Here is a 20604-nt window from a genome sequence, read left to right on the forward strand (position 1 = left end):
GCAAAAGCACTATCAGCATAAGCCCTATGAGCACAAGCTCAACGCTTAAGCACCCTCGCCTTGCTGCATCGCCGCCTGGCGCTTCGCCTCGCTACGGCGCATGAAGTACCACGCCAGCAACGTGGCTAACGACACCGTCAAAATGATCAGCGTCGCCAGCGCGTTGATCTTAGGCGATACCCCCATACGTACCGATGAGAACACCACCATTGGCAGCGTGTTGGCGCCTGGTCCAGAGACAAAGCTGGCGATCACCAAGTCATCCAGCGATAGCGTAAACGCCAGCAGCCAACCGGCAGCCAACGCAGGCGCGATCACTGGCAGCGTCACAAAGAAGAAGGTCTTGACCGGCGGTGAGCCTAAATCCATCGCCGCTTCCTCAATGGAGCGATCCACTTCACGCAAACGCGCGGCGACTACCACCGCCACGTAGGCGCTACAGAACGTGGTGTGGGCAATCCAAATGGTGGCCATGCCGCGGTCGGCGGGCCAGCCAATCAGCTGCGCCATTTGCACGAACAGCAGCAGCAGCGAAAGGCCGGTGATCACTTCCGGCATAACCAGCGGTGCCGTCACCATGCTCGAGAGCGCCGTTTTGCCGCGAAAATGACCGTAGCGCGTCATAACAAAGGCAGCGACCGTCCCCAGGCATACCGCCATACTCGCGGCAAAGAAAGCAATCTCCAGGCTGGTCCATACCGCCGACAGAATCTGCTGGTCACGGAACAGCTCGCCGTACCATTGGGTGGAGAACCCGGCCCATACCGTTACCAGTCGAGATTCGTTGAACGAATACACCACCAGCACCACCATGGGCAGGTACAGAAACAGAAGCCCCAACACCAGCATCACGGTGGTAAAACTTGGGCGTCGACGCGATCTCATCATTCTTCAAGCTCCCGTGACTGGTAGCGGTGGAACCACACAATGGGGACAAGCAACAGCAGCAACATCACCATGGCAAGCGCCGAAGCCACGGGCCAATCGCGGTTGAGGAAAAACTCTTCCCACAGCACTTTACCAATCATCAAGGTATCGGGGCCGCCCAGCAGCTCAGGAATCACGAACTCCCCGACCGCCGGAATAAACACCAGCATCGAACCTGCGATGATGCCCCCCATGGAGAGCGGCAGCGTGACTTTCAAGAATGTATTGAGCTTGCGTGACCCGAGATCCGATGCCGCCTCTAAAAGCGAATTATCCAACCGCGTCAGATGGGCATACAGCGGCAGCACCATAAACGGCAGGTAGGCGTAGACGATCCCCACAATGACCGAGAACTGGGTATTCATCATCCGCAGCGGTGAGTCGATAACGCCCAGCCCCATCAGCAGGTTATTGATCAGACCGCTATTGCTGAGAATCCCCATCCAGGCGTATACCCGAATCAGAAACGACGTCCACGAAGGCAGCATAACTAACAGCAGTAAAATCAGCTGCCAGCGCCCCGGTGCACGGGCCATGGCATACGCCATCGGATAGCCAATCAGCAAACACACTGCCGTTGCGACAAACGCCGTTTTAATCGACCCCCAGTACGCCGCGACATAGAGTGAATCGGACAACAGAAACAAATAGTTGCCCAGATTCAAAAAGATGTTCAACGTTTGGTCGGCGTACTCGACCAGTGGCCCATAGGGCGGTATGGCGATCACTGACTCCGACAGGCTGATTTTTAGCACCAGCGCAAATGGGAGCAGGAAAAACAGCGTGAGCCATACCAGCGGAAACGCAATCACGGCGCGTCGGCCTAGCTGCATCCGCTTGATCACGCCTGCAATGCGAGATGGCATCATAATAGGCAATCTCCTTTCAGCCCCCCGGGCATTAGCGGTTCAGCACGATAGCGCTATGGTCTTCCCAATAAACGTACACGCTATCCTCCCAGGTGGGGCGGTCGCCGCGACGCTCGGTGTTGGCCATGCTCACCTTGATCATTTTTCCTGAGGCAGTGCGCACGTAGTAAAGCGAATAGCCGCCCAAGTAGGCGATATCATCGACCTTACCCGCTTCCCAGTTATATTCAGACGTCGGCTGTTCGCGGGTAAGCCAGATCTTTTCAGGGCGCAGTGCCGCCCACACGCGGCGGTCGACCGCTTGGGTGGTGATACCGTGGTCGATGTAGATCGGCCGCGACAGCGCCGGTGATTCAATACGGCAGTGGTCGGCGGCATCTTCGATGATTTCGCCTTCAAACAGGTTCACCGTGCCCACAAATTCGGCCACCATGCGGCTGGCAGGGCTTTCGTAGATATCGACTGGCGAGCCCACCTGCTCAATCCAGCCATCGGCCATGATCGCCACGCGATCCGCCATGGTCATGGCCTCTTCCTGATCGTGAGTCACCATGATGCAGGTTACGCCTACCTGCTCGATGATCTCGACCACTTCCAGCTGCATTTCGGTGCGCAGCTTTTTATCCAGCGCGCCCATGGGCTCATCCAGCAATAACAGCTTGGGCCGCTTAGCGAGCGAGCGCGCCAAGGCCACACGCTGGCGCTGACCGCCGGAGAGCTGGTGGGGTTTACGTTTGGCGAAGCGCTCCATGTGCACTAGCTTGAGCATCTGGGCAACCCGCGCGTCGATTTCAGCTTTCGGCAGCTTGTCCTGCTTCAAGCCGAAGGCAATGTTCTGGGCCACGGTCATATGCGGAAAAAGCGCATATGACTGGAACATCATGTTGATGGGGCGTTTATGCGGCGGCATTTCGGTGATGTTTTCGCCACTTAGCAATATGCGCCCTTCGCTGGGCGTCTCGAACCCGGCCAGCATGCGCAGCAGCGTCGATTTGCCCGAGCCAGAGCCGCCGAGCAAGGCAAAAATCTCCCCGCGCTTTACCTGTAAATTCACGTCATCCACGGCAAGCGCATCATCAAAACGCTTGCTTAAACGCTTAACCTCTAAAACGATATCCTCAGCAAATCGAGGCGCCTTCCCCTGGGCACGTGCCGGCGGGATAGCTGCAGACGAAGAGGAGGAAGCATCGTTCGACAGGGGCGTAGTGACCATTCGCCACTCCCATCAAAAGGCCCGATTATTCGGGCGATAAAAGACAAACAGCGAGCCGGGCATCAGCCCGGCTCGCCGTCAGACGATGATTGGTATTAACGTCCAGATTTGACGCGGTTCCAGGTACGCGTACGGGCACGCAGAATATCCTGGGGCTTTTCCACTTGGACATACAGGTTCTGCATCACCTCGGTCTCTGGGTAGATCGCCGGGTCATTGAGCAGCTCATCGGAAAGGTATTCGTTTGCCGCCAGGTTCGGATTAGCGTAACGCACGTATTCGCTGATTTCAGCGGCAATTTCAGGGTCGAGGATGAAGTTGATGAACGCGTGAGCGTTTTCGGGGTTCGGGGCATCCGCCGGCACCGCCATCATATCAAACCAAAGTGCTGCGCCCTCTTTTGGGATGCTGTACCCAATGGTGAAGTCGCGGCCCGCTTCCTCGGCACGCGCAGCGGCCTGGAAGATATCGCCTGAGTAACCTGCGGCGACACAAATATCACCATTGGCGAGATCAGAAACATAGCGCGAAGAGTGGAAGTAGGTAATGTTATCGCGCACGCTGGCAATCAGTTCACCGGCGGCTTCGATATCTTCAACGCTCTCATCAAGAGGGTTCAAACCGAGATACACCATGGCGGGCGACAGCATTTCGTCGCCAGAATCGAGCATCGCCAGGCCGCAGCCCGCTTCACTCAGCTGGGTGGTAATCTCTGGGTCAAACAGCAGCGCCCAGCTATTTAACGGTGCGTCGTCACCAAGAATTTCGGTCACGCGCTCAACGTTATAGCCAATGCCGTTGGTGCCCCACATATAGGGAACCGAGTACTCGCTACCCTGATCGATGGTTTCAAGATTAGCCATCAGCTCCGGGTTAAGGTTATCCAGATTAGGCAGCAGCTCATGATCCAGCGCCTGAAACACGCCTGCCCTTAATTGGCGGGTAAAGTAATAGGTAGAGGGCACCACTACGTCGTAGCCAGAACGGCCGGACAGCAGCGCTGCGTCAAGAATTTCGTTGCTATCATAAACATCATAGGTCACTTCTATACCGGTGCGCTCGGTAAACTTCTCCAGCGTTTCCGGAGCAATATAGTCTGACCAGTTATATACCCGCACTTCATCAGCGTGGGCAGCAGCGGCCGCTACGGCAAAAGAGATGGCCGTAACGGCCCCTGAAAGTTTTTGGATGTTCCCCATTTACCTGCTCCTTAAATGTAAAGTCCACATCACCCACAGCCCACGTTCACTATACGGCTGCCTGCTAACGGATGACTCAGTGTGCCAATCCCGTCCAGCTGAAAACAGCGTAGGCGATTATCGCAGCCGTGCGAATTTTGCGGTGCAGTGACGTCTACCGCAAGAGTAACTTAAAAATTCTTGTATTAGGCATAGAGTGCCCCCACTTCAGGTTTCGCGACAGATGGCAAAACCCGGCGATAGTAATGCCCTATTGGAAAGATTCATTTTTTCAATTTTAGCTATTAGTCGTACCTTGATACCATCTGTTGTAAATCTTTCCACTGCCATTCACCTTTTATGGAGATGTTATAAATGTCTTTGATCAACACTGAAGTAAAACCGTTTAAAGCGACTGCTTACTTGAACGGCGAATTTATCGACGTTACTGAAGCAGATATGAAAGGTCAGTGGTCTATTTTCTTCTTCTACCCGGCTGACTTTACCTTTGTCTGCCCGACCGAACTTGGCGACCTGGCCGACAACTACGCTGAATTTAAAAAGCTGGGTGTTGAAATCTACAGCGTATCTACCGACACCCACTTCACGCACAAAGCGTGGCACGACAGCTCTGAAACCATCGGTAAACTGCAGTACCCGATGATTGCTGACCCGACTCTGCAAATTTCTCGCAACTTCGAAGTTCTGATCGAAGAAGCCGGTTTGGCTGAGCGCGGCACGTTCGTTGTTGATCCGGATGGCAAAATCCAGATCGTTGAAATCAACGCAGGCAACATCGGCCGTAATGCTGAAGAACTGCTGCGTAAAGTAAAGGCTGCTCAGTACGTTCGTGAAAATCCGAACGAAGTGTGCCCGGCTAAGTGGAAAGAAGGCGAAGAGACCCTTGCCCCGTCTCTGGATCTCGTAGGCAAAATTTAAACCGCCTACCGCTGTCGCGCTTGAGTTAAATCGCTGTTGATTTAACCCATTAGACAGCCTGACACCCGGGCTTTTGCCCGGGTGTTTCGTTTAAACACCGATGTCATTGTTACCGTTTTCCCTAGCGCCTAGCTGTTTATCTATCGATTGACGGCAGCATTTTAGGTTGAGAACTATCTACTGCTGACTGCGAGGAAGCCACTGTCATGCTGGACGCCAATTTAAAAAATCAGTTGAAAGCTTACCTGGAAAAAGTGACTCAACCGTTCGAGATCGTTGCGTCCCTCGATGACGGTGCCAAGTCACGGGAATTGCTGGGCCTGCTGGAAGATATCAGCAGCCTCACCGATAAAATTACTCTGCATAGCGACGGGCAAGACAGCCGCACCCCGTCGTTTGCGATTAACCGCCCCGGCGAAGAGACCGGCGTGGTGTTTGCAGGCATCCCCATGGGCCACGAGTTCACCTCGCTGGTACTGGCGCTGCTGCAAGTGGGTGGCCATCCGCCCAAGACCTCTCAAGAGCTGCTGGATCAAATTAAAGACCTCGACGGCGAGATGCAGTTTGAGACCTACTACTCGCTCTCCTGCCAGAACTGCCCAGATGTCGTGCAGGCGCTAAACCTGATGGCGATCTTCAACCCCAACGTGCGCCACGTGGCCATCGACGGCGCGCTGTTCCAGGATGAAGTTGAATCGCGCGAAATTATGTCGGTGCCCAGCATCTACCTTAACGGCAAGCCGTTTGATCAAGGCCGTATGACCCTTGAGCAGATTCTGGCCAAAGTGGATACAGGCGCTGCCGAGCGCGAAGCGAAGAAGCTGAGCGAAAAAGCCGCCTTCGATACGCTGGTGATTGGCGGCGGCCCGGCAGGCGCTTCAGCCGCTATCTACTCTGCCCGTAAAGGCATCAACACCGGCGTTGCCGCCGAGCGCTTTGGCGGCCAGGTAGCCGACACCATGGGCATCGAGAACTTTATCTCCGTGTCTCATACCGAAGGCCCCAAGCTTGTCAGCGCCCTTGAAGAGCACGTCAAAGAGTACGAAGTCGACGTGATGAACCTGCAGCGCGCCACAACGTTCAAGGCAGCGGAAGCCGAAGGCGGCCTGCATGAAGTCACGTTTGAGTCTGGCGCGAAGCTGAAGAGCAAAACCCTGGTACTGGCCACCGGTGCCCGCTGGCGTGAGATGAACGTGCCCGGCGAGCAGCAGTACCGCAACAAGGGCGTTGCCTACTGCCCCCACTGCGATGGCCCGCTGTTTAAAGGCAAGCGCGTTGCGGTGATTGGTGGCGGCAACTCCGGCGTTGAAGCGGCTATCGACCTGGCGGGCATTGTCGGCCACGTCACGCTGGTTGAGTTCATGGGTGAAATGCGCGCCGACGCGGTGCTGCAGAAGAAGCTGAAAAGCCTGCCCAACGTCGACATTGTGCTGAATGCCCAAACCACGGAAGTGACCGGCGACGGCAGCCGCGTTAACGGCCTGACCTACAAAGACCGCAACACCGATGAGATTAAAAACATCGCGTTGGAAGGCATCTTTGTGCAGATTGGCCTGGTGCCCAACACCGAGTGGCTGAAAGGCTCGCCGATTGAAATGTCGCCCCGTGGCGAGATCATTGTCGATGCCCACGGCATGACCTCAGTGCCCGGCGTGTTTGCCGCAGGCGATGTCACCACCGTACCCTACAAACAGATCATTATTGCCATGGGTGAAGGTGCTAAAGCCTCGCTAGGCGCTTTCGACTATCTGATTCGTAATTAACTAGCCGGAGGGGCGGCCTATGCCCCTCTGGATCGTTCCTTTTGACGTACAAGACCGTGACGTCACGCCCGCTAACGTGCTTAGCGGGCGTTTTTTTAGCTGTGGGTTTTATACGAAGGCGTCATGAACGAGCGCAACACACCGGGCAAGCAGGATCTCTGGGCACTTGAAAATGGCGCCACTGGCCGCTCAAGCCATCGAACGTGGATAAGCCTTGATGCGGTGTCCCCGCGCCGCTGAGCAGCTTGAACGCCTCAACCGCCTGGAAGCAGCCGATTAGCCCTACCAAGGGCGCCATGACACCACTTTCAGCACAGCTAAGGGCTTCGTCATCGCTATCATCTGGGGGGTAAAGGCAAGCATAACAAGGGCTCTCTGCGTCGCGGGGGTCAAATACCGCCAGCTGGCCCGAAAAGCGAATCGCCGCACCAGAAATCAGCGGTACGCCTGCTTGCTGTGCGGCAGCATTAATCGCGTAGCGGCTCGAAAAACGATCAGTGCAGTCCAGCACGGCGTCTGCCGACGCTACAAGGGCCTGTAACGGCTCGCCTACGGCATGCTGTTCCACCGCCACTACCTGGCAGTCAGGGTTCAACGCTTCCATACTGGCTTTTGCTGAACACGCTTTGTTTACGCCGATGCTTGCCTGCTGGTGAGCGATTTGCCGCTGCAGGTTAGAAAGCTCCACCTCATCTGCATCCGCAATGGTAATACGCCCAATGCCCGCTGCCGCTAAATAGAGTGCTGCAGGCGACCCCAGGCCACCCGCGCCGATAATCAGCACATGGGCGCTTCGCAGGCGCTCCTGTCCGTCAATATCCACTTCAGGCAACATAATTTGGCGGCTATAGCGCAGCAGCGCCTGATCATCCATCATCGGCTTACTTATCCTCAAATTCCTCGAAGTCGGGAACGTGCAGGCTGAAGCTCTCTTTCACTTCTTCCATCACCACGTAGCTTTTTGACTCTTTCACGCCGGGTAGGGTCAGCACCACATCGCCCAGCAGCTGACGGTAAGCCGCCATTTCAGGAATGCGACACTTCAAAATGTAATCAAATTGCCCAGAGACCAAATGGCACTCCTGAATCTGTGGGAGCGTCTCTACCGCACGGCGGAACTCGTCAAAAACGGCAGGCGACTGCGTTTCCAGACTAATTTCGACAAATACCAATAGGTTAGCCTTCAACGCACGCGGATCGAGAATCGCTTGATAACCGCGAATAATCCCCGCTCGCTCCAGACGTTTAACGCGCTCTAAGCAAGGGGTTGTGGATAAGCCAACTTCAGATGCTAAATCGACGTAGGAAATGCGCGCATTTTCCTGCAGACAGCGCAAAATTTTAAGATCGATACGGTCCAGCGTTCTATTTTTAGGTTTCATAGCAGGATCCAATACTTATAAATCAGGCAGTTATTTGAAATGCCCCAGGGTAACCCGTTCATGGCCGCCGATGTCTTGCACGCTTTCAACGCTTTGATAGCCCGCTTGCTTGAGTGCTTGACGCACGCTGGGAGCCTGTTGATAACCGTGTTCTAGCGCCAGCCAGCCGCCGGGTGTGAGATAGGCTTTTGCTGTTGTAATCACGTGCAGCAGATCTGCCATGCCGTCAGCCGCCGCTACCAGCGCCGAACGTGGCTCAAAGCGGACATCACCCTGGGCTAAGTGCGGGTCATCAGCTGCAATATAAGGCGGGTTACTCACAATGATGTCAAACGTCGCAGCAGATGCAGGGAGCGCCAAAGCGCTAAACCAGTCGCTCACCAGAAAAGTGGCGTTTGTAATGTTGAGTGAACCTGCATTTTGGGTCGCCAGCGCCACCGCTTCCGGTCGTATATCCGCCCCGACCACCTTCCAGCCAGGCTTTTCACTGGCAAATGCCAGCGCGATGGCACCTGTTCCCGTGCCTAAGTCGAGCAGCCTGCCCGTTGATGTTTGCGCCCGCGCCAAGGCGGCTTCTACTAACGTTTCAGTATCGGGCCGAGGAATCAGCGTGGTGGGGGACGTGGCCAGCGGCAGTCCCCAAAACTCCCTTACACCGGTTAAGTAGGCCACCGGCTGGCCCTGGGCGCGAGCGGCAATGAGTGCCTCAAAACGTGCATGCTCCCAAGTAGGGCACTCCCTGTCGCCCCAGGTATAAAGCCATGTGCGGCTGTGACCAGTGGCGAATTCCATCAGCACTTCAGCATCTAATCGAGGCGATGGTGAACCGGCCAGCTGCAGCCGCTGAGCGGCGTTATTCAACAAGGCGTCGAACGTCATTAAGCGTCCTGCAGTGCCGAGAGCTGTTCCGCCTGATACTCGTGGATCAGCGGCTCAATCACCTCATCAAGCTGTTCGCCGCTCACCACTTCGGTCAGCTTGTAAAGCGTCAGGTTGATGCGGTGATCGGTAATGCGCCCCTGAGGAAAGTTATAAGTACGAATACGCTCGCTACGATCCCCAGAGCCTACCAAGGAGCGGCGGGCATCGGCCTGCTCCTGGCGCTGGGAGTCCACCGCATTGCGCTTGAGCTTGGCGGCCAGCAGCGACATCGCTTTAGCGCGGTTTTTGTGCTGGCTGCGCTCCTCCTGGCATTCTACTACCACGCCGGAAGGTAGGTGGGTAATGCGAATCGCGGAGTCGGTGGTGTTAACGTGCTGGCCACCTGCCCCGCTTGAACGGTAGGTATCCACGCGCAAATCGGACGGATTAATGTCAATGTCACCCACGTCATCCACTTCCGGCATCACTGCGACGGTACAGGCCGAGGTGTGAATGCGCCCCTGGGACTCAGTGGCCGGTACCCGCTGCACCCGATGCGCGCCCGATTCAAATTTCAGCCGTGCGTAGACGCCATCGCCTTTGACTCGGGAGATGACTTCTTTATACCCCCCATGCTCACCGTGGTTGGCACTCACCACCTCAACTCGCCAGCCGCGCTTTTCCGCATAGCGGGAGTACATGCGGAAAAGATCGCCCGCAAAGATAGCCGCTTCATCGCCACCGGTACCTGCCCGCACTTCTAAAAACACGCCGCGACCGTCGTCTGGGTCTTTCGGAATCAGTAGACGCTTGAGCTCACTATCAAGCGCCTCCAACTGCTCGCGCCCCTCGGTGATTTCCAGCTCCGCCAGCTCACGCATTTCCGGATCGCTATCGCGGCTGAGCTGTTCCGCCTCGTCAATACTGACTTCAACCTCACGATAACGCTGCCAAGTCGCCACCAGCTCTTCCAGCTCAGCATATTCACGGGAGTAGTCACGAAAACGTTGCTGGTTGTTAATCACCTCAGGATCAGACAACAGCATTGCCAGCTCTTCAAAGCGGTCGGTAAAACTATCTAAGCGTTGGCGCAAAGTCTCTTTCATGCGGGTGTATCATCCTTCTGGCGTTTTACCGGGCGAGCAGGCTGCTCAAAGACAGGCTTAGTAGGTAGCAACAAGTGCGGCACGGCGTTCAGCAATTCGTGGTTTTCCTGGGAGGCTGCTTCGCGTAGCGCTAGCGTTGGGTGATGCATCAAGCGATTCGCTAATTGATGTGCCATGCGCTCAATAACTTTCGCGGGGTCTTCTCCGCGCGCCAAGCGCTCAAGCGCTTGTTCCCGCGAGTGATCGCGTATTGCCTCACCGTGACGGCGGTAGTCGCGAATCAGCTCACCGCCTTTGCGAATACGGCGCTCGTGTAGCCAATGACCAACCCCATGTTCAATCAGTGATTCAGCTTGGTCGGCGGCTACTTGTCGATGGCGTCGGTTCTCTTCGATCACCTCTTCCAAGTCATCAACGGTATAGAGAAACACATCCGCTAGCTCACCCACTTCCGGTTCGATATCGCGCGGCACGGCGATATCCACCATGAAAACCGGGCGATGGCGGCGCTTTTTCAGCGCTCGCTCGACCATTCCTTTGCCCAAAATAGGCAGCGGTGATGCAGTAGAGGAGATGACAATATCGGCAAACTCAAGGGCATCGGGAATTTCAGACAGCGTAATCGCCGTGCCACCTAGCGGCGAAGAGACCTGCTCAGCGCGTTCACGGGTACGGTTTGCCACCGTTAACTGGCGCACGCCCGCTTCATGAAGATGGCGCGCCACCAGCTCGATGGTCTCTCCGGCGCCAATGAGCAGCGCACGGGCACGGCTAAAGTCATCAAAAATTCGGCTAGCCATACTGACGGCGGCATAAGCCACCGATACCGGATTTTTACCAATACCCGTTTCTGTACGCACCTGCTTAGCGACGGCAAACGTGTGCTGAAAAAGGCGCTCCAACTCGCCGCCCAAGCCTTTGGCTTGACGCGCTTGCTGATAGGCCTCTTTTAACTGCCCGAGAATTTGCGGCTCACCCAGCACCATAGAATCCAGACCAACAGCGACACGCATTAAATGGCGGGCAGCATCGTTGTCTAGATAGTGGTAGGCACATCGGGAAAGATCTTCGACACGCAAGTTATGGAAACGCCCAAGCCAATCCAGCACAACCTGCTCACCAGCGGCATCCGTCACGCAGTAAAGCTCGGTACGGTTGCACGTCGATAGCACGGCTGCTTCGTTGATTTGTGGCAAGCTACGCAGTTCCGCCAACGCGCTTTCCAGCTGCGTCGGCGTAAAAGCCACCTGCTCGCGCACGGCCACACTGGCCGTACGATGATTTATTCCCAGGGCAAGAAGCGTCATTCGATAGGCGTCTTTGCTAGTAGATGGGTCGTCACGTCACTCGTCTATGTGTCTCGGGCTTGCTAAGTAAGCCAATTAGGCGCCGCAGTTAAGAAATTGCGCTAACGCCACTCTTTTTCAAGGTAGAATATTCTATCACAGCACTGCATGTTCTGGCCCACACCACTTTGCCGCAGGCAACCAAGCCGCTATGCTGAGCACTCGGCCACTTGATCGAGAGACGCATGCCCCTTCGCGCCACATTACTGGGTTTAACCCCACTGCCATTGGTTACCACGCTACTCTTACTAAGTGGCTGCCAAACCTCAGCTTCTTATACAGAGGACGGGGTACCTACCTATTCAAGCGACCCCATGCAGTCGGCGCCACCTATTACCCGTGGACTTGATGCAGCCGGGCTGCGCGCACTGCTGACCGCAGAATTTGCGGGCCAACGAGGTGATTACCGTACCGCTAGTCAAGGCTACCTAGAAGCAGCCCAACGCTACAGTGCACCGGCGCTTGCTGAACGCGCCACCTTTGCCGCCCGATTTGGCAACGACATTGCGTTAATAGAAGCCTCTGCACTGCGCTGGCGTGAGCTCTCTCCAACGGCTGAAGCGCCTAACCGCCTGCTGGCAACCCTTTCGTTACAGCGCGGCGACTGGTACGACAGCCTAGAGCAGCGTCTGACTATCACCCAAGCAGGTGGCAATGGCGAAATCGCGGCCTTTGCTGAAATCGCCGTTGCTGAAGAAGCCCCCCTAAACCTACTTATCCAGCCACTGCGGTCACACCTCGCGCAACCCAACGCCGATCAGCTTGAGTTTCATAGCGACGTGCTGCTTGGCACGGCGCTTATTGAAGCAGCTCTTGGCGACGTAGACCAAGCCCAGCAACGCCTTGAGCAGGTTGCCCAGCGAGAACCCGCCTCCGCCCCGCTATGGCTTGCCAAGGCGCGCCTTGCCTTAGAAACCGGCAATCACCAAACAGCGCAGCGAGCAGCCCAAGCGGGGCTTGAACTCGCACCTGATGATGTCCGCTTTGTGCTGATGCTGGCTCAAGCAGAAATTCGCCTAAACAACATTACCGCTGCCGAAGAGCAAACGAACACGCTACTGGAAAACCACGGCGGCAATCAGGATCTGCGCATTGCGCTCGCCCAACTATATTTGGAGGAGGGCCACAGCGAGCCAGCCTACCGGCTACTCCAGCCACTCATTGGCCAAGACACCGTTCCCAACATTGCTTACTACTTACTTGGTGCCATTGCTCAGTCTCAGGGTGAAATTGACGATGCCCTGCTCTACTACCGGCAGGTGCGCAGTGGCGATGAGTTTCTGCCCGCGCGCGCAACGGCAGCGCGCATGTTGATAGAAGACAATCGATTGCTGGATGCACGCGCACTACTGCGCATTGAACGGATGCGCCACGATGACTATTTCGGTGACCTTGTGCTGCTCGAAGTGCAGCTTCTTGATGAACTTGGGCTTGAGGACGAGGCCACCGAGCTGCTTAACCGAGAGGTAACCCGCACCCCAGACGACACAACGCTACTCTATTTACGCGCAATGCGCTTTTGGGAAGCGGGCGACGTTGCCGCCATGGAGCAGGATTTACGCCAGATTTTGCGCACCGACCCAAACGACGCAATGGCACTTAATGCGCTGGGCTATACCCTCGCGGACCTTAACGTGCCAGGGCGCTTAGAAGAAGCGCGCGAACTCATAGAGCGCGCCTACGAAGCCGACCCGGAAAATCCCGCAATACTGGATAGCATGGGGTGGGTCTACTTTCGGCTTGGCCAGCCTGAAGAAGCGCTTGCCTGGCTGGAAAGTGCCTACGCGCAAATGCCTGACCAGGAGATCGCCGCCCACCTCGCGGAGGTTTTGCACGCACTCGGACGCAGTGATGAAGCACGCCGCCTAATTCAGCAAATACGCCAACGCACCGGTCAACACCCACAAATTGATGAGCTACTTGAGCGCCATCCTGAACTAACGCCCATAGAAGCGCCCTAACGCTTGCCTTATTCGTCGTGCTGCACGCACCTTTATCACACAACACTGACACGGAGTTTGTTTATGTTGACCACACATCTTGGCGCTTTACGCTCACGCACTTCCTGTTTTTTCAAAGCCAAGCGTACCGCTCGCCTTTGGTTAACCAGCATGGCACTACTGACGCTTGCAGGTTGTGCCAGCCAAGCGCCGGTCGATGAAAGCGGCCGTCAAGCCGGCCAATGGGAGCGCCAGCAAGCCGATGTTGAAGCGTTTGACACCTGGACAATGGTCGGCAAAGCAGGACTGAGGACGCCCGAGGAAAACACCAGCGCCAACCTAGATTGGAACCAGCACCCACACTATTTCCGCATGCTGATTAGCGGGCCCTTTGGCGGAGGACGTAGCGTGCTCGAAGGCCGCGAAGGTCGCTTCTCGCTTTCCACTAGCGACGGCCGCTTTGAGGCAGAAACTCCTGAAGCCTTAATGGAAGAACAGTTAGGGTGGTCACTGCCGGTAAGCGCCATGCCCGACTGGGTGCGCGGCCTACCCGACGACCACGAAAGCTACCAGCTTGAAACCGACGAACTTGGCTTCCCCAACTTCCTGCAGCAAGACGGCTGGGAAATCAATTATCGCGACTGGGAACAGGTAGAAGGCATGTGGCTACCGCGTCGTTTAGTCATGAACTACGGTGATGTGCGTATCACTCTGGTTGTTAACCAGTGGCAAGCCACCTAACAGAAAGCGAAAGGCTGGCGGCACACGCCAGCCCTCTTTCTTACATTTACATATGTTTAGCCAGTAGAGAGATGGCATGCCCGCAGCACCCCGCACACTCACCCTGCCCGCCCCGGCCAAGCTAAATCGTATGCTGCATATTGTGGGTCGTCGACAAGACGGTTACCACGAGCTGCAAACCCTGTTTCAAATTATCGACCTCTGCGACTACCTGAGCATCACCCTTCGCCAAGATGGCGTTATCGAACTCATCACACCCATGGATGGCGTCGCCCACGCTGACAACCTGATCGTAAGAGCAGCTACGTTATTGCAGCAGGCCAGCGGCACTCCTCTAGGAGCGTCCATCATGATTGAAAAGCACCTGCCCATGGGCGGCGGTCTGGGAGGCGGCAGCTCCAACGCCGCCACTGTTCTCAAAGGGCTCAACCGGCTCTGGCAGCTGGGGCTTAGCGACACCACCCTGGCTGAGCTAGGAATAACGCTAGGTGCTGATGTCCCCGTGTTTATTCACGGCCGCAGCGCGTGGGCGGAGGGCGTGGGCGAACAGCTAACCCCCATTACCTTAGACACCCCGTGGTTTGTGGTCATTCACCCCCATGTTAGCGTGTCTACCAGGAAGGTCTTTCAAGACCCAGAATTGACACGCGACAGCCACCCCATTACTATGGCGCGCGCATTGCAGGGGGGAGCGCCGGAGTGGCGCAACGACTGTGAAGCCATCGTCAAAAAACGCTACCCGCCCATTGCGGAAGCGCTTGACTGGCTTGCGCAGTATGCACCTAGCCAGCTGACCGGTACCGGCGCCTGTTTGTTTGCGGCTTTTGATTCACAGCAAGCCGCTCAAGCTGTCGCCGCTGAACTGACCGGCCAACACTGGCACGCATGGGTAGCACGCGGGCTCAACACCTCTCCCCTACAAGATGCTCTGGGCTGCTGAAAGCGCCCGGTCATCGCATTAGGTTATTGCTGGGGTATCGCCAAGTGGTAAGGCACCGGTTTTTGGTATCGGCATTCCCAGGTTCGAATCCTGGTACCCCAGCCAACCCTGATGTTGATCTGCGTTTTCTCCCCTGATCCCCAACACTGCAAAGGTGGCTGCGCGTGTCAAAATTGATGGTCTTCACCGGGAATGCCAATCCCGAACTCGCTCAAAAGATTGCCGAGAGCTTGGACAGCCGTATGGGTAACGCGACGGTTGGTCAGTTCAGCGACGGCGAAATCGCGGTCGAGATCAATGAGAACGTGCGCGGTAAGGATGTTTTCATCCTTCAATCCACCTGCGCACCGACGAATGACAACCTAATGGAACTGATTCTGATGGTGGACGCCCTGCGTCGCGCCTCAGCCGCCCGTATTACCGCGGTAGTTCCCTATTTTGGCTATGCTCGCCAGGATCGTCGTGTTCGCTCCGCCCGCGTTCCCATCTCAGCAAAAGTGGTTGCTGATATGATGGTAAAAGCCGGCGTTGACCGCGTTATGACCATGGACCTGCATGCTGACCAAATCCAAGGTTTCTTCGACGTACCGGTTGATAACGTCTACGGCTCCCCCATTTTGCTTGACGACATCGAGCGCCAAAACTACAGCGACCTGGTTGTTGTTTCCCCCGATGTGGGCGGCGTTGTACGTGCTCGCGCGATTGCAAAACAGCTTAACGCTGACTTGGCCATTATTGACAAACGTCGCCCTCAGGCTAACCAAGCCCAGGTCATGCATATCATCGGCGAAATTGAAGGCCGCACCTGTGTGGTTGTCGATGACATGATCGATACGGCTGGCACGCTATGCAAAGCCGGTGAAGCGTTAAAAGACCATGGCGCGGCTCGCGTTGTGGCCTATGCGACCCACCCGATTTTGTCTGGCCCTGCGGTTGACAATATTACCAACTCTGTTCTGGACGAAGTTGTCGTGACCGACACAATTCCACTCTCTGACTATGCACGTCGGAGTGGAAAAATTCGTCAACTGAGCGTTGCAGGCCTAATTGCGGAAGCGATCCGCCGGGTAAGCAACGAAGAATCTGTCAGCGCGATGTTCCATTAAGCGACTGACGACATAGCCCTTACCTAAGGGCCCTGGGAGCGTCGCTGCCTGGTCGCGGTCAGCGGCGCTTCCTTACTTAAACTAAGAGGCAATTCCATGTCTGATTTTATCCTGAAAGCCAGCGTTCGTAACGACCTGGGGAAAGGTGCGAGCCGCCGCCTGCGTCGTGCGAACCAACAAGTTCCGGCCGTTGTTTACGGCGGCGAGAAAGGCGCTCAATCAATCTCTGTAGAAAAAACCGCTTTCTACAAGGCGATCGAAGATGAGTCCTTCTTCTCTTCCGTTATCAAGCTGGTTATCGACGGAACTGAAGAGCAAGTGGTTGTTCGTGACCTGCAGCGTCACCCGTTCAAGCCGCTGCTAACCCACGCCGACTTCCTGCGTGTTGACGCCACTCACGAAATCACCATGAACGTGCCGCTGCACGTGGTGAACGAAGAGAAATGCGTGGGCATCAAAGACCAAGGCGGTGAACTGCACGTTCTGGCCAACGAAGTGGCGATCAGCTGCTTGCCGAAAGACCTTCCTGACTTCCTGGAAGTGGACATCAGCAACGTTGAGCTGGGCACCACCCTACACCTGTCTGACCTTACCCTACCGGCTGGCGTCACCTCTGTTGACCTGTCGCACGGTGAAGATCACGACAACGCCGTTCTGAGCATCACCAAAGTGAAAGTACGCGGCGGCGATGACGAAGAAGGCGAAGAAGGTGAAGAAGAGTCCAGCGCTGAGTAAGCGCCGGTAAGCTAACGCTGCGTTGATGGGGCTCCGCTCGAAGCCCCGTCAGCAGCGTTTAGCTTAAGCTGCCCTGGCAGCTTAAGGATGTTAAAATCAAGCGCTTCGGCGCTTGATTTTTTTTGCAGCTTACCAACTAGCGCAGCTGCGCTGCGCACTATCGCCGACACGAGTCAATATTTCTCCCAGACGTTTTTGGAGGTGGGACAATGAGCCAGGTAACGGCCATTATCGGGCTGGGCAATCCCGGTGCAGAGTATGACGCCACGCGCCACAACGCTGGTTTTTGGCTAGTAGACGCTATCGCACGCAGCGCCCATACTGAGCTTCGCCCTGAGAAGAAGTTTTTAGGGCTCTATGCCAAAGCGCGTATTGGCAACCAGGATGTTCACCTTCTCAATCCCACCACCTTTATGAATCGCAGCGGTGCTGCCGTGGCGGCCCTTGCTCAGTTCTTCAAACTGACGCCTGAGAATTTACTGGTCGCTCATGACGAGCTAGACCTCCCGCCAGGACAGGCACGCTATAAAACCGGCGGCGGGCATGGTGGGCACAATGGCCTGCGCGACATTATTAGCGCGTTAGGCAATCAAAATCAGTTTCACCGAGTCCGCATTGGCATTGGACACCCCGGCGAAGCGCGTCAGGTTACTAACTATGTGCTGGGACGCCCAGGCAAAGCGGAGCTGAACGCCATTGAGCACGCTCTGGATGAGTGCCAAGCCACCCTACCCTTTGCATTAACAGGCGAATGGGCCAAAGCCATGAACCGCCTACATAGCGTAAAATAGTAGCACCCTCTTTTTTCAATTTCGGCAGCGCCCTTTTTAATGGCGCTGCCCTAGCGGCCAGGAAATTATTTATGGGCTTTAACTGCGGCATCGTCGGCCTACCCAACGTAGGTAAATCCACGCTTTTCAATGCGCTGACAAAATCAGGTATTGATGCGGAAAATTTCCCGTTCTGCACCATTGAACCTAACGTGGGTATCGTCCCGATGCCCGACCCGCGTCTGGACGCGCTGGCGGCGATCGTCAAGCCGCAGAAAATACTGCCCACTACGATGGAGTTTGTGGATATCGCCGGCCTCGTCGCGGGCGCATCAAAAGGGGAAGGCTTAGGTAACAAATTCCTGGCTAACATCCGCGAAACACAGGCGATCGCCCACGTGGTGCGCTGCTTTGATAACGATAACGTTATCCATGTTGCCAACCAGGTCGACCCCCGTGCCGACATTGAAACGATCAATATTGAGCTAGCGCTGGCCGACCTAGATACCGTCGAAAAAGCCAGCCAGCGCCTGCAGCGCGCTGTAAAAGGTGGAGATAAAGACGCCACGGCCACCAAAGCCGTGCTCGATAAAATTCAGCCCCACCTCGCCGAAGGCCAGCCGCTGCGTAGCTTCGAGCTCACCGACGATGAAAAGCAGCAAGTGAAGAGCTTTGGCTTCTTGACACTCAAACCCACCATGTACATTGCCAACGTCAATGAAGATGGCTTTGAGGACAATCCTTACCTGGATATCGTCAACGAAATTGCCGCTGAAGAAGGCGCCGTCGTGGTGCCGGTATGCAACCAGCTTGAGGCCGAAATTGCCGAGCTGGATGACGAAGAGCGCAGCATGTTCCTAGCTGAAATGGGCATGGAAGAGCCGGGGCTTGATCGCGTGATTCGTGCAGGCTATGCATTGCTCGGCCTACAAACGTATTTCACCGCAGGTGTAAAAGAAGTACGCGCCTGGACAGTGAAACAAGGCGCCAGCGCACCTGAAGCGGCAGGGGTTATTCACACCGACTTCCAGAAAGGCTTTATTCGCGCCGAAGTCATCGCCTATGACGATTACGTCACGCTTGGCGGTGAGCAAGGTGCCAAGGATGCAGGCAAGTGGCGCTTAGAAGGCAAAGAGTACATCGTGAAAGATGGCGATGTTATCCACTTCCGGTTTAACGTCTAGGCTTGAGCTGCAAAATTTCTTGACGGGCACCAGGGCAGCGAGTATCATTCGCCCCCGTTGAATGGCTACGTAGCTCAGCTGGTTAGAGCACATCACTCATAATGATGGGGTCCCCTGTTCAAATCAGGGCGTAGCCACCAATACCGAATTAAGCCAGTAAAAGCCCGCTGACATCGTCAGCGGGCTTTTTCGTTTAGCAACAGTTGTTACCTACCAAGCCTTCAGCATAACTGGGGACGATTTAGAAACGCCGTTAATGCCAGGGTAAGATAATCAACATCTTTTGTACCGGCCGTCTCGCGAATGGAGTGCATTGCCCACTGAGGCAGTCCAACATCAATGGTAGGCACACCCACTTCGGTGGCGGTAATCGGCCCAATAGTGCTGCCACAGCCCATATCCGCGCGAGTCACAAATGACTGCACTGGCACCTCTGCTTGACGACAAACATCGCGGAACAATGCTCCTGTAACGCTGTTCGTTGCATAGCGCTGGCTAGCATTTACTTTGATCACCGGGCCGCCGTTAATTGCAGGCCCATGACGCTCATCGTGTTTATCTTTGAAGTTAGGGTGTAGCGCGTGAGCGTTGTCGCAAGAAATCATCAATGACGCCTGAATCAGCTGTATAAGCGACTCTTCTGAGCCACCGCCCATCTGCGCGTTCAGACGCTTCAACACATCCCCCAAAAATGGCCCCTGGGCACCACAAGCGCTCGCACTACCCACTTCTTCGTGATCATTCGCAACCAGTAAAGCACCCTGCTGCGCATCGCAATCGAGCAGCGCCTCCAGGCCCACGAAACACGACAGCAGGTTATCCAGCCTCGCACTGGCCACCAGCTCTTGGCGCAGACCAACCAACGAGGGGGGCTGAACATCATAAAAACTCAGCTCAAAATCCACCACCTCCACCGCACGCAGCCCGTGCTGCTCTTCTAGCCACTGCGCTAGCAGATCATTCAGCTTGGAAGTATCGCTCTGCATTAGCACCGGCGACATCTGCGTTTGCGGGTTAATAACACGCCCTGCATTCACCTCGCGATCCAAGTGTATCGCCAAGCTTGGAATCATCGCGATCGGGCGGTCAACGTTGAGCAGCACGCTCTCTAGGCGACCATCGGCGTGGCGCACGTGTACCCGCCCTGCCAAGCCTAAATCGCGGTCAAACCAAGGGGCTAACAGCACCCCGCCATACACTTGCACCCCAAGCTGCAGCCAGCCAGCGGCATACTGCGTTGCATTAGGTTTTAAATGCAGCCCCGGGCTATCGGTGTGGGCACCCAACATGCGCAGGCTGGTTAGCGCTCCAGCAGGTAGCTGAAAAGCAATAATTGAGGAGTCGTTGCGCGTCACGTAGTAACGCTTTCCTGGCACCAGCTGCCAGTTCGATGACTCCTCCAGGCGCTGAAAGCCCGCTTGCTCCAAACGCTGCGCCATACTGCGAGTCGCGTGCCATGGCGTGGGCGACTGCTGCAAAAAATCGCACAGCCGCGTTAAACGTTCCGCGTTGAAAGCCTCGGACATGGAATTCCTCATAACAGTAATGATTGAGTCTCACAGGGGAAATGACCTGCTACAATGCTCCCTCGGCCTACGCAACTC

Annotated in this window: 19 protein-coding genes and 2 tRNA genes; 11 read left to right on the forward strand and 10 right to left on the reverse strand. The window is 55.8% G+C overall.

From position 1 onward, the window contains the following. Positions 1–45: 45 nt before the first annotated feature. The 4 genes from LOS15_RS09225 to LOS15_RS09240 all read right to left on the reverse strand — a co-directional run bounded on the left by LOS15_RS09225 (position 46) and on the right by LOS15_RS09240 (position 4208). Positions 46–888, reverse strand: coding sequence for an ABC transporter permease subunit (locus LOS15_RS09225; RefSeq protein WP_263065439.1), 843 nt, complete (start codon positions 886–888; stop codon positions 46–48). Continuing rightward, the gene (locus LOS15_RS09230; RefSeq protein WP_263065441.1) at positions 885–1796 is read right to left on the reverse strand and encodes an ABC transporter permease subunit; all 912 of its coding nucleotides are present in this window, start codon (positions 1794–1796) and stop codon (positions 885–887) included. Before LOS15_RS09230 ends, LOS15_RS09225 begins: the two co-directional genes overlap by 4 nt. 31 nt (positions 1797–1827) lie before the next feature. Continuing rightward, a complete protein-coding gene (locus LOS15_RS09235) occupies positions 1828–3009 on the reverse strand; it encodes an ABC transporter ATP-binding protein (RefSeq protein WP_263065443.1) in 1182 nt (393 codons plus the stop codon). A gap of 95 nt (positions 3010–3104) precedes the next feature. Further along, positions 3105–4208 carry a polyamine ABC transporter substrate-binding protein gene (locus LOS15_RS09240; RefSeq protein WP_263065444.1) on the reverse strand — a complete coding sequence of 368 codons (1104 nt, stop codon included), beginning with the start codon at positions 4206–4208 and terminating at the stop codon, positions 3105–3107. Positions 4209–4562: 354 nt separating this feature from the next. Here LOS15_RS09240 and ahpC point away from each other — a divergent pair, with 354 nt between their 5' ends. Both ahpC and ahpF read left to right on the forward strand, forming a co-directional pair. Beyond that, a complete protein-coding gene (gene ahpC, locus LOS15_RS09245; protein WP_263065446.1) occupies positions 4563–5126 on the forward strand; it encodes an alkyl hydroperoxide reductase subunit C in 564 nt (187 codons plus the stop codon). A gap of 206 nt (positions 5127–5332) precedes the next feature. Further along, positions 5333–6889, forward strand: a complete 1557-nt coding sequence (gene ahpF / locus LOS15_RS09250; protein ID WP_263065447.1) for an alkyl hydroperoxide reductase subunit F — start codon at positions 5333–5335, stop codon at positions 6887–6889. 121 nt (positions 6890–7010) lie between these two features. Here ahpF and LOS15_RS09255 read toward each other — a convergent pair whose 3' ends face one another. From LOS15_RS09255 to hemA, 5 genes are read right to left on the reverse strand one after another with little or no spacing between them, the layout of a single operon-like run. Next, positions 7011–7766, reverse strand: a complete 756-nt coding sequence (locus LOS15_RS09255) for a HesA/MoeB/ThiF family protein (RefSeq protein WP_263065448.1) — start codon at positions 7764–7766, stop codon at positions 7011–7013. 4 nt (positions 7767–7770) lie between these two features. After that, positions 7771–8271, reverse strand: coding sequence for an Lrp/AsnC ligand binding domain-containing protein (locus LOS15_RS09260; protein WP_263065449.1), 501 nt, complete (start codon positions 8269–8271; stop codon positions 7771–7773). A 30-nt stretch (positions 8272–8301) separates the two neighbouring features. Further along, positions 8302–9150, reverse strand: coding sequence for a peptide chain release factor N(5)-glutamine methyltransferase (gene prmC, locus LOS15_RS09265; RefSeq protein ID WP_263065450.1), 849 nt, complete (start codon positions 9148–9150; stop codon positions 8302–8304). After that, positions 9150–10238, reverse strand: a complete 1089-nt coding sequence (prfA, locus tag LOS15_RS09270) for a peptide chain release factor 1 (RefSeq protein ID WP_263065452.1) — start codon at positions 10236–10238, stop codon at positions 9150–9152. The genes prmC and prfA overlap by 1 nt, the downstream gene beginning before the upstream one ends. Then, positions 10235–11545, reverse strand: coding sequence for a glutamyl-tRNA reductase (hemA, locus tag LOS15_RS09275; RefSeq protein WP_263065454.1), 1311 nt, complete (start codon positions 11543–11545; stop codon positions 10235–10237). The genes prfA and hemA overlap by 4 nt, the downstream gene beginning before the upstream one ends. A gap of 224 nt (positions 11546–11769) precedes the next feature. On the opposite strand from hemA, the gene LOS15_RS09280 reads away from it, so the two are divergent. The 9 genes from LOS15_RS09280 to LOS15_RS09320 all read left to right on the forward strand — a co-directional run bounded on the left by LOS15_RS09280 (position 11770) and on the right by LOS15_RS09320 (position 19140). Beyond that, a complete protein-coding gene (locus LOS15_RS09280; protein WP_263065456.1) occupies positions 11770–13545 on the forward strand; it encodes a tetratricopeptide repeat protein in 1776 nt (591 codons plus the stop codon). A gap of 63 nt (positions 13546–13608) precedes the next feature. Further along, positions 13609–14265 carry a lipoprotein insertase outer membrane protein LolB gene (lolB, locus tag LOS15_RS09285; protein ID WP_263065457.1) on the forward strand — a complete coding sequence of 219 codons (657 nt, stop codon included), beginning with the start codon at positions 13609–13611 and terminating at the stop codon, positions 14263–14265. A gap of 76 nt (positions 14266–14341) precedes the next feature. Then, positions 14342–15205, forward strand: coding sequence for a 4-(cytidine 5'-diphospho)-2-C-methyl-D-erythritol kinase (gene ispE, locus LOS15_RS09290; RefSeq protein ID WP_263065459.1), 864 nt, complete (start codon positions 14342–14344; stop codon positions 15203–15205). Positions 15206–15235: 30 nt separating this feature from the next. Next, positions 15236–15310: transfer RNA gene (locus LOS15_RS09295), tRNA-Gln, on the forward strand. 59 nt (positions 15311–15369) lie between these two features. After that, positions 15370–16311: a ribose-phosphate pyrophosphokinase gene (locus LOS15_RS09300; protein WP_263065460.1), complete on the forward strand. Its 942-nt coding sequence runs from the start codon at positions 15370–15372 to the stop codon at positions 16309–16311. Between the two features lie 96 nt (positions 16312–16407). Then, positions 16408–17046: a 50S ribosomal protein L25/general stress protein Ctc gene (locus LOS15_RS09305; RefSeq protein WP_263065462.1), complete on the forward strand. Its 639-nt coding sequence runs from the start codon at positions 16408–16410 to the stop codon at positions 17044–17046. 209 nt (positions 17047–17255) lie between these two features. After that, positions 17256–17837, forward strand: coding sequence for an aminoacyl-tRNA hydrolase (gene pth, locus LOS15_RS09310; RefSeq protein ID WP_263065464.1), 582 nt, complete (start codon positions 17256–17258; stop codon positions 17835–17837). 71 nt (positions 17838–17908) lie between these two features. Then, on the forward strand, positions 17909–19000 hold the full coding sequence (gene ychF / locus LOS15_RS09315; protein ID WP_263065465.1) for a redox-regulated ATPase YchF: 1092 nt from the start codon (positions 17909–17911) through the stop codon (positions 18998–19000). A gap of 63 nt (positions 19001–19063) precedes the next feature. Next, positions 19064–19140: transfer RNA gene (locus LOS15_RS09320), tRNA-Met, on the forward strand. Positions 19141–19221: 81 nt separating this feature from the next. Here LOS15_RS09320 and LOS15_RS09325 read toward each other — a convergent pair. Further along, positions 19222–20526, reverse strand: coding sequence for a M18 family aminopeptidase (locus tag LOS15_RS09325; protein WP_263065467.1), 1305 nt, complete (start codon positions 20524–20526; stop codon positions 19222–19224). Between the last annotated feature and the right edge of the window lie 78 nt (positions 20527–20604).

Origin of the sequence: Halomonas sp. 7T, from assembly GCF_025643255.1 — a bacterium.
GTDB lineage: Bacteria > Pseudomonadota > Gammaproteobacteria > Pseudomonadales > Halomonadaceae > Vreelandella.

Coding starts and splice junctions, on each gene's coding strand:
- LOS15_RS09325 (WP_263065467.1), bottom strand. CDS start 20,526: ATGTCCGAGGCTTTCAACGCGGAACGTTTAACGCGGCTGTGCGATTTT.
- LOS15_RS09305 (WP_263065462.1), top strand. CDS start 16,408: ATGTCTGATTTTATCCTGAAAGCCAGCGTTCGTAACGACCTGGGGAAA.
- hemA (WP_263065454.1), bottom strand. CDS start 11,545: ATGACGCTTCTTGCCCTGGGAATAAATCATCGTACGGCCAGTGTGGCC.
- LOS15_RS09260 (WP_263065449.1), bottom strand. CDS start 8,271: ATGAAACCTAAAAATAGAACGCTGGACCGTATCGATCTTAAAATTTTG.
- lolB (WP_263065457.1), top strand. CDS start 13,609: ATGTTGACCACACATCTTGGCGCTTTACGCTCACGCACTTCCTGTTTT.
- prfA (WP_263065452.1), bottom strand. CDS start 10,238: ATGAAAGAGACTTTGCGCCAACGCTTAGATAGTTTTACCGACCGCTTT.
- LOS15_RS09255 (WP_263065448.1), bottom strand. CDS start 7,766: ATGATGGATGATCAGGCGCTGCTGCGCTATAGCCGCCAAATTATGTTG.
- LOS15_RS09225 (WP_263065439.1), bottom strand. CDS start 888: ATGATGAGATCGCGTCGACGCCCAAGTTTTACCACCGTGATGCTGGTG.
- ychF (WP_263065465.1), top strand. CDS start 17,909: ATGGGCTTTAACTGCGGCATCGTCGGCCTACCCAACGTAGGTAAATCC.
- LOS15_RS09235 (WP_263065443.1), bottom strand. CDS start 3,009: ATGGTCACTACGCCCCTGTCGAACGATGCTTCCTCCTCTTCGTCTGCA.
- ahpF (WP_263065447.1), top strand. CDS start 5,333: ATGCTGGACGCCAATTTAAAAAATCAGTTGAAAGCTTACCTGGAAAAA.
- prmC (WP_263065450.1), bottom strand. CDS start 9,150: ATGACGTTCGACGCCTTGTTGAATAACGCCGCTCAGCGGCTGCAGCTG.
- ispE (WP_263065459.1), top strand. CDS start 14,342: ATGCCCGCAGCACCCCGCACACTCACCCTGCCCGCCCCGGCCAAGCTA.
- LOS15_RS09230 (WP_263065441.1), bottom strand. CDS start 1,796: ATGATGCCATCTCGCATTGCAGGCGTGATCAAGCGGATGCAGCTAGGC.
- LOS15_RS09280 (WP_263065456.1), top strand. CDS start 11,770: ATGCCCCTTCGCGCCACATTACTGGGTTTAACCCCACTGCCATTGGTT.
- pth (WP_263065464.1), top strand. CDS start 17,256: ATGAGCCAGGTAACGGCCATTATCGGGCTGGGCAATCCCGGTGCAGAG.
- ahpC (WP_263065446.1), top strand. CDS start 4,563: ATGTCTTTGATCAACACTGAAGTAAAACCGTTTAAAGCGACTGCTTAC.
- LOS15_RS09240 (WP_263065444.1), bottom strand. CDS start 4,208: ATGGGGAACATCCAAAAACTTTCAGGGGCCGTTACGGCCATCTCTTTT.